This window comes from Erythrobacter sp. SDW2, assembly GCF_021431965.1.
Taxonomy (GTDB): Bacteria; Pseudomonadota; Alphaproteobacteria; order Sphingomonadales; family Sphingomonadaceae; genus Parerythrobacter.
Genome location: NZ_CP090370.1, coordinates 1,024,281 through 1,036,933 on the forward strand (window position 1 = coordinate 1,024,281; position 12,653 = coordinate 1,036,933).

Below are 12,653 nucleotides of genomic sequence, written 5' to 3' on the forward strand. Positions count from 1 at the left end.
TGGAGCGAGAGTTGAGCGGAAAAGCCACCCTATCGAATGACAAGATCGTCGTTCTTGCAGCTTTTCTCGCCGGTGCGGACAAGGGGCTCGCAGATACTGAAGATATCGCAATGCGAGCCAATGATCTTGCCCCCGGAAAATTCACTTGGAGAAAATACCAAGAGCAAATCAATATCGAGGCCGTGCGGAAGAGACTTTACGACGCCGCGAAGGAATCTCGTGGCGGACTAATAGCGGGAGGAGAACGTGAGGGGTGGCTACTGACCTCCGCTGGCATTGCGTTCTGCAAAGAACATGCGGGACTGTTGGAGCGGGGGTTGAGCTTTTCACCGCGCCTCTCTGCCAAGGAAAGAACTTGGCAGCATAGGGAAAGGATCAGAATGCTGGCGGAGGCTGCCTACAGAAAATGGAAGGCCGGCGAAGCCGACCAAATTTCTAAACAGGAAGCCGAACGATTTTTTGCGGTGGATGATTATATCAAAGATGCAGCACGAGCGAAGCGAGTAGAGCGATCAGGGCAAGTATTCCGAGGTGATCCAGAGTTGGAGGAAGCGATCTCGGAGATTGGTAGGATTCTAGGAGGATATCATTGACGGGCCTTTCGGTAACAAGCCATGTGGGAAGGGACATCCTCCAGAGCTCGGCCCTTTTTAAGCACGAGCATCAAGTAGTATGGGAGTACGTATCAAACGGCCTCCAATACATAGCGAACGAACAGCCGCTGGTCAGGGTAACCATCGACCAAGTTGCCAAAAAAATCACTATCATAGATAATGGTCGTGGAATGGGTTTCGCGGATTTGCACCAGTTCTTTCAGATGCATGGTGAGAATATCGACCGCGCGTCAGGAAAACCAGGGCGTGGCTTCTTCGGTACAGGTAAGTCGGCAGCTTTTGGAATTGCCAACAAGTTGAGAGTGACAACCGTCAAAAATGGGAAACGATCAACTGTTGAGCTCACGCGGAGCGACATCGAATCGCCAGCTGCAGAGACGAAGGTCCCGGTTACAGTAGTTGAACGCGAGGTAATTGTTGAACGTCACGATGGGACACAGATTGATATCGAAGAGATCAACATCAAGAAGATTGATCGAAACAGCATTATCAAAGAGATTGAGCGGCACGTTGCCCACTGGCCCAATGCAACGGTTTATGTCGATCACCACAAATGCGAGTATGTTGAGCCAGTTGCGGGGAGGCAGGTTGCTATTCCGGTTGCGGGAACCCCTTTCGAGGGACACCTAGGAGGAGTTGAGCTTGTCCTGAAGGTTGCGAAGGCGCCACTTGAGGAGGGGTTACGAGGCATTGCCATTACATCCAAGGGCGTTCTGCACGAAACGACGCTGGCGGGATGTGAGTCAAAACCCCTCTCGAGATATGTTTTTGGTGCGATCGAGGTTCCACAACTTGCGGAAGACACGAGCGGCATCTCGCCGTTCGATATGTCTCGATCAATGATCCTCAACCGCCAAAACGAGACCGTACGAAGCCTAATCGCTTTCATCGGTATGAACGTTCAGAATCTCATTAGCGAATTGGAAAAAGAAGAGAGGGACAGAAAGGCGTCTGAGGACGCAAAAAGGCTCAAAAAGGAAGCAGACAAGATCGCAGAAATAATCAACTCCGATTTTCATGACTGGAGCGCCCAGTTGAAGAAGGTTGTTGCCGATGCTCAGGGAACGTCGGACATGCGCGACGGTCCGAGTGCCTCAGGAGAGACCGAGATCCTTACTCAAGGAGATGACATACTCGCAATCCTCATTGATGAAGAAGCCGGTCTAAACGTCATCCATGATCAGTCCACGCCACCTGGCGCGAACCCAGAGCCTAGGCCCGGACCGGAGTTCGAAGCGAACGAAGATGGCGAGAAGCAGGCTCAGGCAAAGCCTGCATCGCCAAATATCAAGCGAAGGCGAGGGGGATTCAATGTTGATTTCCGCGAAATGGGTGAGGAGAACGCGCGGGCCAAGTACGAAGATAATACGAGGACGATTTTGATCAATTTGGACCATCCACAGATTTCGGCGGCGAAGAGAAATAACGGAATTGAAGACCCGCTGTTCAAGAGAATGGCTTACGAGGTTGCGTTCTCAGAATATGCAATTGGCTTGGCAGCCGAGTTCAACAACGCGGGTTGGTACATTGACTCGGCCGAGCCTATCGTAGCCATCCGCGAGACGCTAAATCGCCTGTCTCGCGCAGCTGCCTCACTTTACGAGTGACGGTGGGCGCGACCCTCCCCTTAGGCCCAGCTGGCTTCACCCAGCTAGACTTCCTCCTTTCTGCTGAGGTTACGGAGCTAATGCTTCCACCGCGAGCGGAAAACGCATTCAAGCTTTCCAATATACGATACGTCGGTCAACTAGTCCAAAGGCGACCAGCCGACTTTTTACGTATGGCTAATGTAGGAAGGACATCGCTTCGAGCTACAGAACATACCCTTTCAATCCTCGGGCTCCATTTTGGGATGGATGTTGGCTGTTGGAATGTCGAACGCGCTGCTTCTGTTCGAGCTAGTCATACCGAACAATGCAGGAGAGCTGTGGCAGTTGCGCTGGGTCTCTTTAAGTCAGCCTATCGGTGTATCGGGGACGAAATTGAAGCAATATTGTCTGTCGTCTTGGAGGGTCGAAATAGGGAGCTTGCTTCCAAGTATTGGGGCTTCTCTGGCGAGAAACCTCGGACTTTGGAATCGGTGGGCCAAGAATATGCCATGACCCGCGAGCGTGTAAGACAAATTGTCCAACGAGCGGAAGACCTGTTGCGACAATTGTGGTTGCCGACCGCGAATTTGCGGATGGTCCTTACACGCCTTTCAAAGAGAGCTCCGCTTCCCATTCGAGATGCGGAAGGTTTGCTAGCGGAGCGCACGGGCGGAAGCTCATTGAGCATCGAATCAATCTTGAGGGCTGCTGAGATATTCGAGGTTTCAACCGACGTCATTTTGATCAGGGAAGGTTCTGACGTTTTTGTCGATCAAAGGGGGCGTATCCCGAGCGTCCACGAAGTTGTTATTGATTTCCGCAAGGCTACCAGCACTAGCGGCTGTATCAACGTGGACCGGATGAGCCTGCGGCTCACTGGAGGACTAGATGTCAGTCGCGCGATTCAAAGCATATTAGGTGGTCTCGAAGAAGCGATTTGGCTAGATAGCGCGCAAACCTGGGCTTGCTCTTTGCTGCCGGAACGCAGCCGTTTGGACAATATCGTAAACAAGGTTCTATCCGTCTCGGAGACAATCCATATTTCGGAGCTTCGACAAGCGATATTGAGGTATTATCGTGTCAGCTTTGTCCCGCCGCAGCCAGTCCTTGCCAGCTTTGTCGAAACCATCAGTGGCCATTGTGTAAGAGACGGAATGGTCCACCGTGGATCAAGATTCGTTCCTACAAATTTAGGTGATGTTGAAAGTGCATTTGTCGCTTGCTTCCATGAACTTGGATCTCCTCTAAGACGAGAAGTTATTGAAGATTTTTGCATAGATCGGTACTCGATCAATGCGAATACATTTTATGTCTACTTGAGTTATTCGCCGATAGTGCAGAAAATTGGAACAGGCATTTACGGTCTGGTGGGAGCGCACGTTCCGGTCGGTACGGTCGAACAGTTCGAAGCTGAAAAGAAAGCCGAGGTGAGAACTGAACACGGCTGGGACAAGGCTGGACGCTTGTGGTTCGCTACGCGCTTGAGCCGGATGAGCATACGAATGGGAATATTCTATCTGCCATCATTTGTGCTCAATCTGACAGTTGGAGAATGGTTTGCCAAACTTTCCGACGGAACTACATCCGGGATTCTAGAAATAACTGAGAGGGGAATGACTGGCCTCGCCCCCATCCTCACACTTGCTGGTGCAGAGTCTTCTGACGTCCTCTGCGTGAGGTTCGATTTCAATGCGAAAGTGGCGGAAATAGAAATTGGCAGCGATGAGCTATTCGATATGTCATTTGTTCCGGTTTCTGACGGTGGAAACTTTCAACTTGAAGCCGAAGAAGAGCAGATGGAGAAATCTGAAGACCGCGATTGCTGAGAGGGGCGATCTCCACCCCCTACCCCATCAACCCCCGCACAAACGGGATCAGCCCGGTCTGCCGGGTCCGCTTCATCCGCTCGGCGTGCAGGATCTCGCGCACCTTGACGAAACACGCGTCGACATCGTCGTTGATCACGACATAATCATATTCCGCCCAGTGGCTGATTTCGGCCCGGGCGCGGTCCATGCGGCGGTCGATCACGTCCTCGCTGTCGGTCCCGCGGCCTTCCAGCCGCTGGCGCAGCGCCTCCAGCGTCGGCGGCAGGATGAACACGGTGACGACGTCCTGCTCGTCCTTCTGCTTCAATTGCTGGGTGCCCTGCCAGTCGATATCGAACAGGAAGTCGCGCCCTTCCTTCAGGCCGCGGCGGATATAGCCCTTGGGCGTGCCGTAGCGGTGGCCGAAGACATGCGCCCATTCGTAGAAGTCGTCTTCCTCCACCATCGCGTCGAACTTCGCATCGCTGACGAAGTGGTAGTCGACCCCGTCGATCTCGCCGCTGCGCGCAGGGCGGGTGGTGGCCGAGACGGACAGCTCGATCGCGTCGTCGGCGCCCAGCAGCATCCGGCTGATGGTGGTCTTGCCCGCGCCACTGGGCGAGGAGAGGATGAACAGGAGGCCGCGCCGGTTGAGCGCGTCGGATTGATCGTGAGCCATGCGCGTCCTTGCACCGGCAGGGGGACGGAAATCAAGTCGCAGGCGCGCTAGTCCTCGCCTTTCGCCTGCCTGGCCAGCTTGCGCTCGCCCTTCAGCCGGGCGCGGCGCTTGTTGCTGAGGTCGAGCAGCATCTTGAGCCCGATCCCGGTGCCGACCACCGCCGCGCCGGGCACCGAGCGGGTCGCCAGCCGCGCGGCGGCGAAGGCGGCGAAGGTCTGGCCCGGCTTCCGGTTGGCGAGGATTTCCTTGGCCGTATCCTTGCCGTACCGGCCCTTGAGCAGGTTCTTCTCCACCGCACGCCGGACGATATAGCCGCCCGCGCGGATGAGGATGTCGGCCATGACGAGATTGGTGACGGGATCCGGGCTCGGGCCGGGGACGGCCGGCTCCGCAGCAAGATCGACCTCAGGCCCTGCAGCCGGTTCGACTGTCTTGCTGCTGGCTTTGCGTGTGCGCTTTGCGGCCATGGGTCCCTTCCGTGGCGCATCTTCTGGCGGTGCGCCGGTTACTTCTTGCGGCCGAAATCGACCGTGACGACATTCGATCCGTCGTCCTTTTCGGTAACGGCTGGATGGGTGCCGTGTTCCGACTGGTCGTTTTCCGGATCGTCATGCGGCTCGGGCGCCATGTCGGCGACAGTGGCCTGGAACTGCAGCCCGAAATCGACCGCCGGATCGACGAAGGCGGTGATCGCGGCGAAGGGGATGTCGAGCTTGGCCGGCATCTGGTTGAAGCTGAGCCCGACGGAAAAGCCGCTGTCGCTGACCTTGAGGTCCCAGAACTTGTTCTGCAGGACGATGGTCATCTCGTCCGGGAAGCGTTCGGACAGGTGCTGGGGGATGGAGACCCCTGGCGCACCGGTCTTGAAGGTGATGTAGAAATGGTGGCTGCCCGGCAATTCGCCGCCGCCCTGCTCGATTTCCCCCAGTACGCGGCCGACCACGGCGCGCAGCGCCTCCTGCACGATCTCGTCGTAAGGGATGAGGCTGTCGGGGGTGTCGTCGCTCATGCGCGTCACCTGACTTGTGGCGCGGCGCGGGTCAAGCGCAGATTGCTTGCCTATCCGCCACCTAAGGTTGTAGCGGGCCCGCATGCGCAGCGGCAGAATCGAGCGGAACACCGCGGAAACGAAGATCCTCGTCGAGGTCGGCCTCGACGGGACCGGCAGTTATGACGTTTCGACCGGGATCGGCTTTCTCGACCATATGGTCGAACAGTTCAGCCGCCACTCGCTGATCGACGTGACCATGAAGGTCGACGGCGACCTGCATGTCGACCAGCACCACACCACCGAGGATAGCGCCATCGCGCTCGGCCAGGCGCTCAGCGCAGCGCTGGGCGACAAGGGCGGGATCGGGCGTTACGGCCAGGCCTACAGCCCGATGGACGAGACGCTGAGCCGGGTGGCGCTCGACATTTCCGGGCGGCCCTACCTCGTCTGGCGGGCGGGCTTCACCCAGGAGAAGCTGGGCGAGTGGGACACCGAGCTGATCGAGCACTGGTTCCACTCCGTCAGCCAGAGCGCCGGGATCACGCTGCATATCGAGCTGCTGTACGGTTCGAACAACCACCACATCTGCGAGAGCATCTACAAGGGCTTCGCCCGGGCAATGCGGCAGGCGGTCGAACTCGACCCGCGCAAGGGCGGGGCGATCCCCAGTACCAAGGGGCAACTCGGTGGGTAGGTTTTTTTATTTCCGCACGCCCCTCCGGGCGCGCGATTTCCTCGCTCATGCGATCGAAGATCGCGTCGCTGCGGGCGGGCGGTCGCCCTTGCGGTCGCTTCGCGCCCGAAGGCGCTAGCAATGGCTGAAACCATTGCCTTGATCGATTACGGCGCGGGCAATCTTCACTCGGTGCACAACGCGCTGAAGGCGGCGGGGGCGCATGGGGTGAAGGTGACCCACAACCCCGATCTCGTGCGCCGGGCCGACCGGGTGGTGCTGCCGGGCGTGGGCGCGTTCGGCGCCTGCGCGGCGGGGCTGCGCGGGGTCATCGGCATGGTCGATGCGCTGGAGGAGCGGGTGCTGCTCGGCGGCGTGCCATTCCTGGGCATTTGCGTGGGGATGCAACTGCTCGCGACGCGCGGCCTCGAGCATCTCGAGACCCCCGGGCTCGACTGGATCCCGGGCGAGGTGCGGCTGATCGAGCCGGCCGATGCCAGCGTCAAGGTGCCGCACATGGGCTGGAACGATGTTGCGCTGACGCCGCATGCGCGCGATCACGCGCTGGTGGCGGCGGGCGAGGCCTATTTCCTCCACTCCTACCACTTCCATGCGCGCGAGGGGCGGCATGTGCTGGCGATGACCGACCACGGCGGCGGACTGGTGGCGGCGGTCGCGCGCGACAATATCGTCGGGGTGCAGTTTCATCCCGAGAAGAGCCAGGCCTACGGGCTGGGGCTGTTGTCGCGTTTCCTGGAGTGGAAGCCTTGATCATCTTTCCCGCCATCGACCTCAAGGGCGGCGACGTCGTGCGGCTCGCCGAGGGCGATATGGCCCGCGCCACCGTCTATGGCGACAACCCGGCGGCGCAGGCGCTGCTGTTTGCCGAGGCCGGGGCGCAGCATCTGCATGTGGTCGATCTCGACGGCAGCTTCGCCGGGCGCGCGGAGAACCGCGAGGCGGTCGAGGCGATCGTCGCGGCGTTCCCGGGCTACGTCCAGCTGGGCGGCGGGATCCGCACGCGCGAGGCGGTCGAGGGCTGGTTCGATCTCGGCGTGGCGCGGGTGGTGATGGGCTCTGCGGCCTTGAAAGACCCCGAATTCGTCAAGGACATGGCGCGCGAGTTTCCCGGCGGGATCGTGGTCGCGGTCGATGCCAGGGACGGCATGGTCGCGACCGAGGGCTGGGCCGAAGTGTCCGACGTGCCGGTGGTCGAACTCGCCCGCAGGTTTGAGGATGCCGGGGTCGCCAGCCTGCTGTTCACCGATATCGGCCGCGATGGCCTGCTCAAGGGGGTGAACATCGAGGCGACCGTGGACCTCGCCCGCCGGGTCGATATCCCGGTCATCGCCAGCGGCGGGGTCAAGGGACTGGACGACATCCACATCCTCTCACTCCACGCGCATGAGGGGATCGAGGGGGTCATCACCGGGCGCGCGCTTTACGAGGGGCGGCTGGACCTCGCTGCGGCGATTGCGATGGGCCAAAGGGCGGAGGCACGCTCGTGATCCTCCCCGGAACGGAGAGGGGGACCAGCGAAGCTGGTGGAGGGGCAGGCTCGGCTGCTCCGTTCGTCGGCGGTGCGGCTCACACCCATGTGCCCCTCCACCATCCTTCGGATGGTCCCCCTCCCCGTTCCGGGGAGGATCTATGACCGTCCGCATCCGCGTCATCCCCTGTCTCGACGTTGCCGATGGCCGCGTGGTCAAGGGGGTCAATTTCGTCGATCTGGTCGATGCGGGCGACCCGGTCGAGCAGGCGCGGGCCTATGATGCGGCGGGCGCGGACGAGCTGTGCTTCCTCGATATCTCCGCCAGCCACGAGGGGCGCGGGACGCTGCTCGATGTCGTGCGGCGCACGGCGGAAGTGTGCTTCATGCCGCTGACCGTCGGCGGCGGGGTGCGCTCGCCTGAGGATGCCCGCGCGCTGCTGCTGGCGGGGGCCGACAAGGTCGCGATCAACAGCGCCGCCGTCGCCCGGCCCGAACTGGTGCGCGAGATCGCGGAGAAGTTCGGCAGCCAGTGCGTGGTCGCGAGCGTGGATGCGCGGCGGGTCGGCGCGGGCAAATGGGAAATCTTCACCCACGGTGGCCGCAAGCCGACCGGCATCGATGCGGTCGAATATGCCGGGCTGGTGGCTGACCTGGGCGCGGGCGAATTGCTGGTCACCTCGATGGACGGCGACGGGACCAAGGTGGGCTATGACCTCACTTTGACCCGGACTATCGCCGACAGCGTTTCCGTGCCCGTGATCGCCAGCGGCGGGGTCGGCAATCTGGAGCATCTGGTCGAAGGCGTGACCGAGGGCCATGCCAGCGCCGTGCTCGCGGCCTCGATCTTCCATTTCGGCACCCACACCATTGCCGAGGCGCATGCGGCGCTGCGGGCGGCGGGGCTGCCAGCGCGCGGATAAGTGTCGGGCTGGCTTACAGCCTTCACCAGCCGGCACATATGGTTAACCATCGAATTGGCGGAGATGCGGGCCGCTGCGGATTATGGCGCGGCTCTTGCTTAACCACGGGCATGGACCGCTTGATCGCCGCCGCTGCCCTGCTGCTGATCGCTTCGCCCGCTTGGGCAGAGGGCGGCACCGCGATTCCGGAACCGAGCAACTGGGCGCTGTTCGCGCTGGGCGTTGCCGGGATGCTGATCGGCCGTTTCGGGATGCGTAGCCGCAAGCGGCCCGATGACAAGTAGGCTGCCTCACTTCCCCGCTTGACGAGAGCGCCTGCGCACCCGCATGGCGCAGGGCATGGATACGCTAAAGCGCCTCGAACAGACCATCGCCGCGCGCCGCTCGGCCGATCCTGACAAGAGCTATGTCGCCAGGCTTCATGCCAAGGGCTTGGGCGCAATCGCGCAGAAGCTGGGCGAGGAAGCGACCGAGACAGTCATCGCCGCGCTCTCCGGCACAGCCGAAGAGCTGACCGGCGAAGCGGCAGACCTGCTGTTCCACCTCACCGTCCTGCTCGACGCCAAGGGGGTGACGCTGGCCGAGGTGATGGCCGAACTCGACCGGCGCGAGGGCGTGTCCGGTCTCGATGAGAAAGCTTCACGGAGCGAACGGGGCCTGTCCTTGTGAGCTGGAAACGTTGTCATCGCGTCAGGAAGCCCGCTGGACAGGAGCGGCGTGCAGCAGGGGCTGGTTGCCCCTGCAATCGCTGCGACGAAGCCAGCGGGCTTCCTGACGCGACCCCGCAGAGGCGGGCCGCTTTTGGCCCAGCGCCACTTCGCTCGTCGGTCACGATGCGTAGACATCGCTCCCTCCTCGCTTCTCGCGCTGGGCCAAAAGCGGCTCCGTGCCAATGCTTCCAGCTCACAAGGACAGGCCCCTATGCCGATCGACGCCACTCAGCCCTATGATGACAACAATATCTTCGCCAGGATCCTGCGCGGCGAGATCCCCTCGAACAAGGTCTATGAGGACGAATGGGCCTATGCCTTCGAGGATATCAACCCGCAGGCCGAAATCCACACGCTGGTGATCCCCAAGGGGCGCTACGTCAGCTGGGACGATTTCTCGCACCATGCGAGCGACGCGGAAATCGCCGGCTTCGTCCGCGCGGTGGGCGAAGTGGCGCGCGCGAAGGGGGTGGTCGAGCCGGGTTACCGCCTGCTCGCCAATATCGGTGGGCACGGCCACCAGGAGGTGCCGCACCTGCATGTCCATATCTTCGGCGGCCATCCGCTGGGGCCGATGCTCGCACGCCAGGCACGCTAGGCCGCGCATCCCCCGACGAATAAAAATCCCATACTTGCGGTGCGACTCGCCGCTCCGCTAAGGGCGGCGTCAAGCATGGTGGCACACAATCATCCCGATCTCCCGCGGCCAGGCGGCGTCTTCGACGGCGCGGTGCATCTCTATGCCGTGCGGGTGTATTACGAGGATACCGATCTTTCGGGCATCACCTACCACGCCAACTACCTGCGCTGGTTCGAACGGGCGCGGTCGGACGTGCTGCGGATGCTGGGGATCGACCAGCGCGCTGCGATCGAGGCGGGAGAAGGTGCCTATGCCGTGGCGGACCTGTCGCTCAAATATTTCCGGCCCGCCAAGCTCGATGACGATGTGATCATTCATACGCGGTGCAGCCAGATCAAGGCAGCCAGCGTCACCATGCACCAGCGCGCCTATCGCAATACCGAATTGCTCACCGAAGCGACTTTCCGCGTCGGCTTCGTGGCCCCCGATGGCCGCCCGCGCCGCCAGCCCGAAGCCTGGCGCACGGCCTTCCACACCGTTCTGTCCGAGGACCCTGCCGAATGATGCTCGAAATGCTTGCCGTTGCTCCGACCAGGCTCGAACCGATGAAGCTGTTCATGGATGCCGATATCGTGGTCAAGGTCGTGATGATCGGCCTCATCCTGGCGTCGATCTGGAGCTGGATGATCATCGTCAGCTTCATGCTTCGTCTCGGCAAGCTGCGCAGCACCTCGGCAGCGTTCGAGAAAGAATTCTGGCAGGCCGACGATTTCGAGACGATCATGCGCGAATATGCCCGCAAGGACGTCCCCAGCGCGCGCATCGCCGGGGTGGCAATGAGCGAGTGGAAACGCTCGACCGCGAAAGGCCTGAAGGATCGCGATGCCGCCTCGCAGCGTATCGGCGCGGCCATGGCAGGGCAGGTGGCGGAGGAAGCGGACAGCCTCGCCGCGCGATTGAATTTCCTTGCCACCACCGGTTCGGTCGCGCCCTTCATCGGGCTGTTCGGCACCGTCTGGGGCATCATGAACAGCTTCTTCCAGATCGGGCAGCAGGAATCGAGCTCGCTCGCGGTCGTCGCACCGGGGATTTCGGAGGCGCTGTTCGCCACCGCGATCGGGCTGTTCGCGGCGATCCCGGCGGTTATCGCCTACAACCGCTTCAGCGCCAGCGTGAACCAGTACGAGGCCAAGCTGCAGCGCTTCGCCGACAAGTTCCACGCCAACCTCGGCCGTGAGCTGGAGCGGCTGTGATGGTACTTCGCTTTTTGCACCCGTTCGCCTCGAGCGTAGTCGAGAGGCCTCACGTGGAGTGTCTCGACTTCGCTCGACACGAACGGGAAGGGGGGCGCTGACATGGCGATGGGTGTCCTTTCCTCGAAGCGCGGGCGCAACAGCCGCCGGGCGCCGATGGCGGAGATCAATGTCACGCCGTTCGTGGACGTGATGCTGGTGCTGCTGATCATCTTCATGGTCACCGCGCCGCTGCTCAATGCGGGCGTGCCGGTCGATCTGCCCGAAAGCCGCGCCAACCCGCTGCCCGAAGAGCCCGATCCGGTTTCCATCTCGATCGCGCCTGACGGGGTGATCTATATCGACAACGAGGCACAGGCCCCGGGCCGGCTGGCCGAGGGGTTGGCGAGAATCCCGATGGCGGCTGACGGCGCACCGCCGCAGATCACGCTGCGGGCGGACCAGACGCTCGATTACGGCAGGGTGATGGCGGTGATGGGTGAGTTGAACCGCGCCGGCTTCAACTCGATCCAGATGGTCACCAACAGTTCATCTCAGGAACCATAGCCGTTCATCATGAGCACAACCGCCCTCCGCCGCGAAGATGGCCTCGGTCTCGGGGTGGCGGTGGTGTTGCACCTGCTGCTGGTCGCCGCGTTGCTGACGCAGGCGCCGGATAGGCTCAAGATCGGCTCCAGCGGGACGATGACCGTGACCATCGGCGACGGCGACAGCGAGGCCGGTAGCGCCCCCGCCCTCGGTGTGCCCGACGCGCCCGAATTGGTCGAGGAAGCCGTGGCGCAGGACGAACTGGTGATGGAGCCGGAACCGCAGCCGACCCAGAAACCCAGGCCTGACGCCAGGCCGAAGCCGCAACCGACGCAGAAAGCCCAGCCCAGGAAGACCCAGACGCAGCAGCAGCAGACAGGCTCGCCCAAGACACCGGTCAGGGGCCAGCAGGACGGTCAGGCGGGTGCGACGGGCAAGAGCAGGGAAAGCGTCAAGGACGCCTTCGGCGACATTGGGCAGGGCAGAGGCAGCACCGCCGAGGTGCAGGCGGAGATCCAGTTCAGCCTGCGCGGCAAGGTTGCACCCTTTTGGAGCCGTTGCAGGATTTCCGGCTTGGACACCGACAAGCTGAAGGCCGTAGTGCGGTTCCGGCTCAATAAGTCCGGCAGCCTGTCGACCTACGATCCGCCCCGGGTAACCGGCCAGACAGCGAGCAATGCGCCCCAGGTGTCGATCTTCGGCGAATGCGCCGTGCGAGCAATCCGCCAAGCCGCCCCCTTTACCGATCTCCCTGCTGATCACTATGATCTGTGGCGAGAAAACGAACTCACTTTCACTGCAACCGTAAGGTAACCC

Annotated in this window: 17 protein-coding genes and 1 pseudogene; 15 read left to right on the top strand and 3 right to left on the bottom strand. The window is 61.5% G+C overall.

All coding sequences use genetic code 11. From position 1 onward, the window contains the following. Positions 1–11: 11 nt before the first annotated feature. From LY632_RS05015 to LY632_RS05025, 4 genes and pseudogenes are all read left to right on the top strand, one after another. Positions 12–593, top strand: a complete 582-nt coding sequence (locus LY632_RS05015) for a hypothetical protein (protein ID WP_234092708.1) — start codon at positions 12–14, stop codon at positions 591–593. Further along, positions 590–2,221 carry an ATP-binding protein gene (locus tag LY632_RS05020; RefSeq protein WP_234092709.1) on the top strand — a complete coding sequence of 544 codons (1,632 nt, stop codon included), beginning with the start codon at positions 590–592 and terminating at the stop codon, positions 2,219–2,221. The genes LY632_RS05015 and LY632_RS05020 overlap by 4 nt, the downstream gene beginning before the upstream one ends. 80 nt (positions 2,222–2,301) lie before the next feature. Further along, a pseudogene (locus LY632_RS14360) lies at positions 2,302–2,364 on the top strand (hypothetical protein); the annotation flags it as partial. Positions 2,365–2,541: 177 nt separating this feature from the next. Further along, positions 2,542–4,029, top strand: a complete 1,488-nt coding sequence (locus LY632_RS05025) for a sigma factor-like helix-turn-helix DNA-binding protein (protein WP_234092710.1) — start codon at positions 2,542–2,544, stop codon at positions 4,027–4,029. A gap of 19 nt (positions 4,030–4,048) precedes the next feature. On the opposite strand, the gene gmk is transcribed toward LY632_RS05025, so the two are convergent. From gmk to LY632_RS05040, 3 genes are read right to left on the bottom strand one after another with little or no spacing between them, the layout of a single operon-like run. Then, entirely contained in the window at positions 4,049–4,690 is a 642-nt protein-coding gene (gene gmk / locus LY632_RS05030) for a guanylate kinase (protein WP_234092711.1), read from the bottom strand. 47 nt (positions 4,691–4,737) lie between these two features. Next, positions 4,738–5,157, bottom strand: a complete 420-nt coding sequence (locus LY632_RS05035) for a hypothetical protein (RefSeq protein ID WP_234092712.1) — start codon at positions 5,155–5,157, stop codon at positions 4,738–4,740. 38 nt (positions 5,158–5,195) lie between these two features. Next, the gene (locus LY632_RS05040) at positions 5,196–5,699 is read right to left on the bottom strand and encodes an SspB family protein (protein WP_234092713.1); all 504 of its coding nucleotides are present in this window, start codon (positions 5,697–5,699) and stop codon (positions 5,196–5,198) included. An 82-nt stretch (positions 5,700–5,781) separates the two neighbouring features. Between LY632_RS05040 and hisB the strand changes: the two genes are divergently transcribed. From hisB to LY632_RS05095, 11 genes are all read left to right on the top strand, one after another. Next, on the top strand, positions 5,782–6,375 hold the full coding sequence (gene hisB, locus LY632_RS05045) for an imidazoleglycerol-phosphate dehydratase HisB (RefSeq protein ID WP_234092714.1): 594 nt from the start codon (positions 5,782–5,784) through the stop codon (positions 6,373–6,375). A 120-nt stretch (positions 6,376–6,495) separates the two neighbouring features. Beyond that, on the top strand, positions 6,496–7,125 hold the full coding sequence (gene hisH, locus LY632_RS05050; protein ID WP_234092715.1) for an imidazole glycerol phosphate synthase subunit HisH: 630 nt from the start codon (positions 6,496–6,498) through the stop codon (positions 7,123–7,125). Next, positions 7,122–7,862, top strand: a complete 741-nt coding sequence (hisA, locus tag LY632_RS05055; RefSeq protein WP_234092716.1) for a 1-(5-phosphoribosyl)-5-[(5-phosphoribosylamino)methylideneamino]imidazole-4-carboxamide isomerase — start codon at positions 7,122–7,124, stop codon at positions 7,860–7,862. Before hisH ends, hisA begins: the two co-directional genes overlap by 4 nt. A 142-nt stretch (positions 7,863–8,004) precedes the next feature. After that, the gene (gene hisF / locus LY632_RS05060) at positions 8,005–8,766 is read left to right on the top strand and encodes an imidazole glycerol phosphate synthase subunit HisF (RefSeq protein ID WP_234092717.1); all 762 of its coding nucleotides are present in this window, start codon (positions 8,005–8,007) and stop codon (positions 8,764–8,766) included. 110 nt (positions 8,767–8,876) lie between these two features. After that, positions 8,877–9,050: a PEP-CTERM sorting domain-containing protein gene (locus LY632_RS05065; RefSeq protein WP_234092718.1), complete on the top strand. Its 174-nt coding sequence runs from the start codon at positions 8,877–8,879 to the stop codon at positions 9,048–9,050. Positions 9,051–9,105: 55 nt separating this feature from the next. After that, complete coding sequence (locus LY632_RS05070) at positions 9,106–9,435, top strand: phosphoribosyl-ATP diphosphatase (protein WP_234092719.1); 330 nt, start codon at positions 9,106–9,108, stop codon at positions 9,433–9,435. 252 nt (positions 9,436–9,687) lie between these two features. Beyond that, the gene (locus LY632_RS05075; RefSeq protein ID WP_234092720.1) at positions 9,688–10,074 is read left to right on the top strand and encodes a histidine triad nucleotide-binding protein; all 387 of its coding nucleotides are present in this window, start codon (positions 9,688–9,690) and stop codon (positions 10,072–10,074) included. A 75-nt stretch (positions 10,075–10,149) separates the two neighbouring features. Continuing rightward, a complete protein-coding gene (locus LY632_RS05080) occupies positions 10,150–10,620 on the top strand; it encodes a YbgC/FadM family acyl-CoA thioesterase (RefSeq protein WP_234092721.1) in 471 nt (156 codons plus the stop codon). Further along, the gene (tolQ, locus tag LY632_RS05085; RefSeq protein WP_234092722.1) at positions 10,617–11,309 is read left to right on the top strand and encodes a protein TolQ; all 693 of its coding nucleotides are present in this window, start codon (positions 10,617–10,619) and stop codon (positions 11,307–11,309) included. Before LY632_RS05080 ends, tolQ begins: the two co-directional genes overlap by 4 nt. Positions 11,310–11,411: 102 nt before the next feature. Then, positions 11,412–11,855 carry an ExbD/TolR family protein gene (locus LY632_RS05090; RefSeq protein ID WP_234092723.1) on the top strand — a complete coding sequence of 148 codons (444 nt, stop codon included), beginning with the start codon at positions 11,412–11,414 and terminating at the stop codon, positions 11,853–11,855. A 9-nt stretch (positions 11,856–11,864) separates the two neighbouring features. Then, complete coding sequence (locus LY632_RS05095) at positions 11,865–12,650, top strand: hypothetical protein (RefSeq protein WP_234092724.1); 786 nt, start codon at positions 11,865–11,867, stop codon at positions 12,648–12,650. Positions 12,651–12,653: the final 3 nt, after the last annotated feature.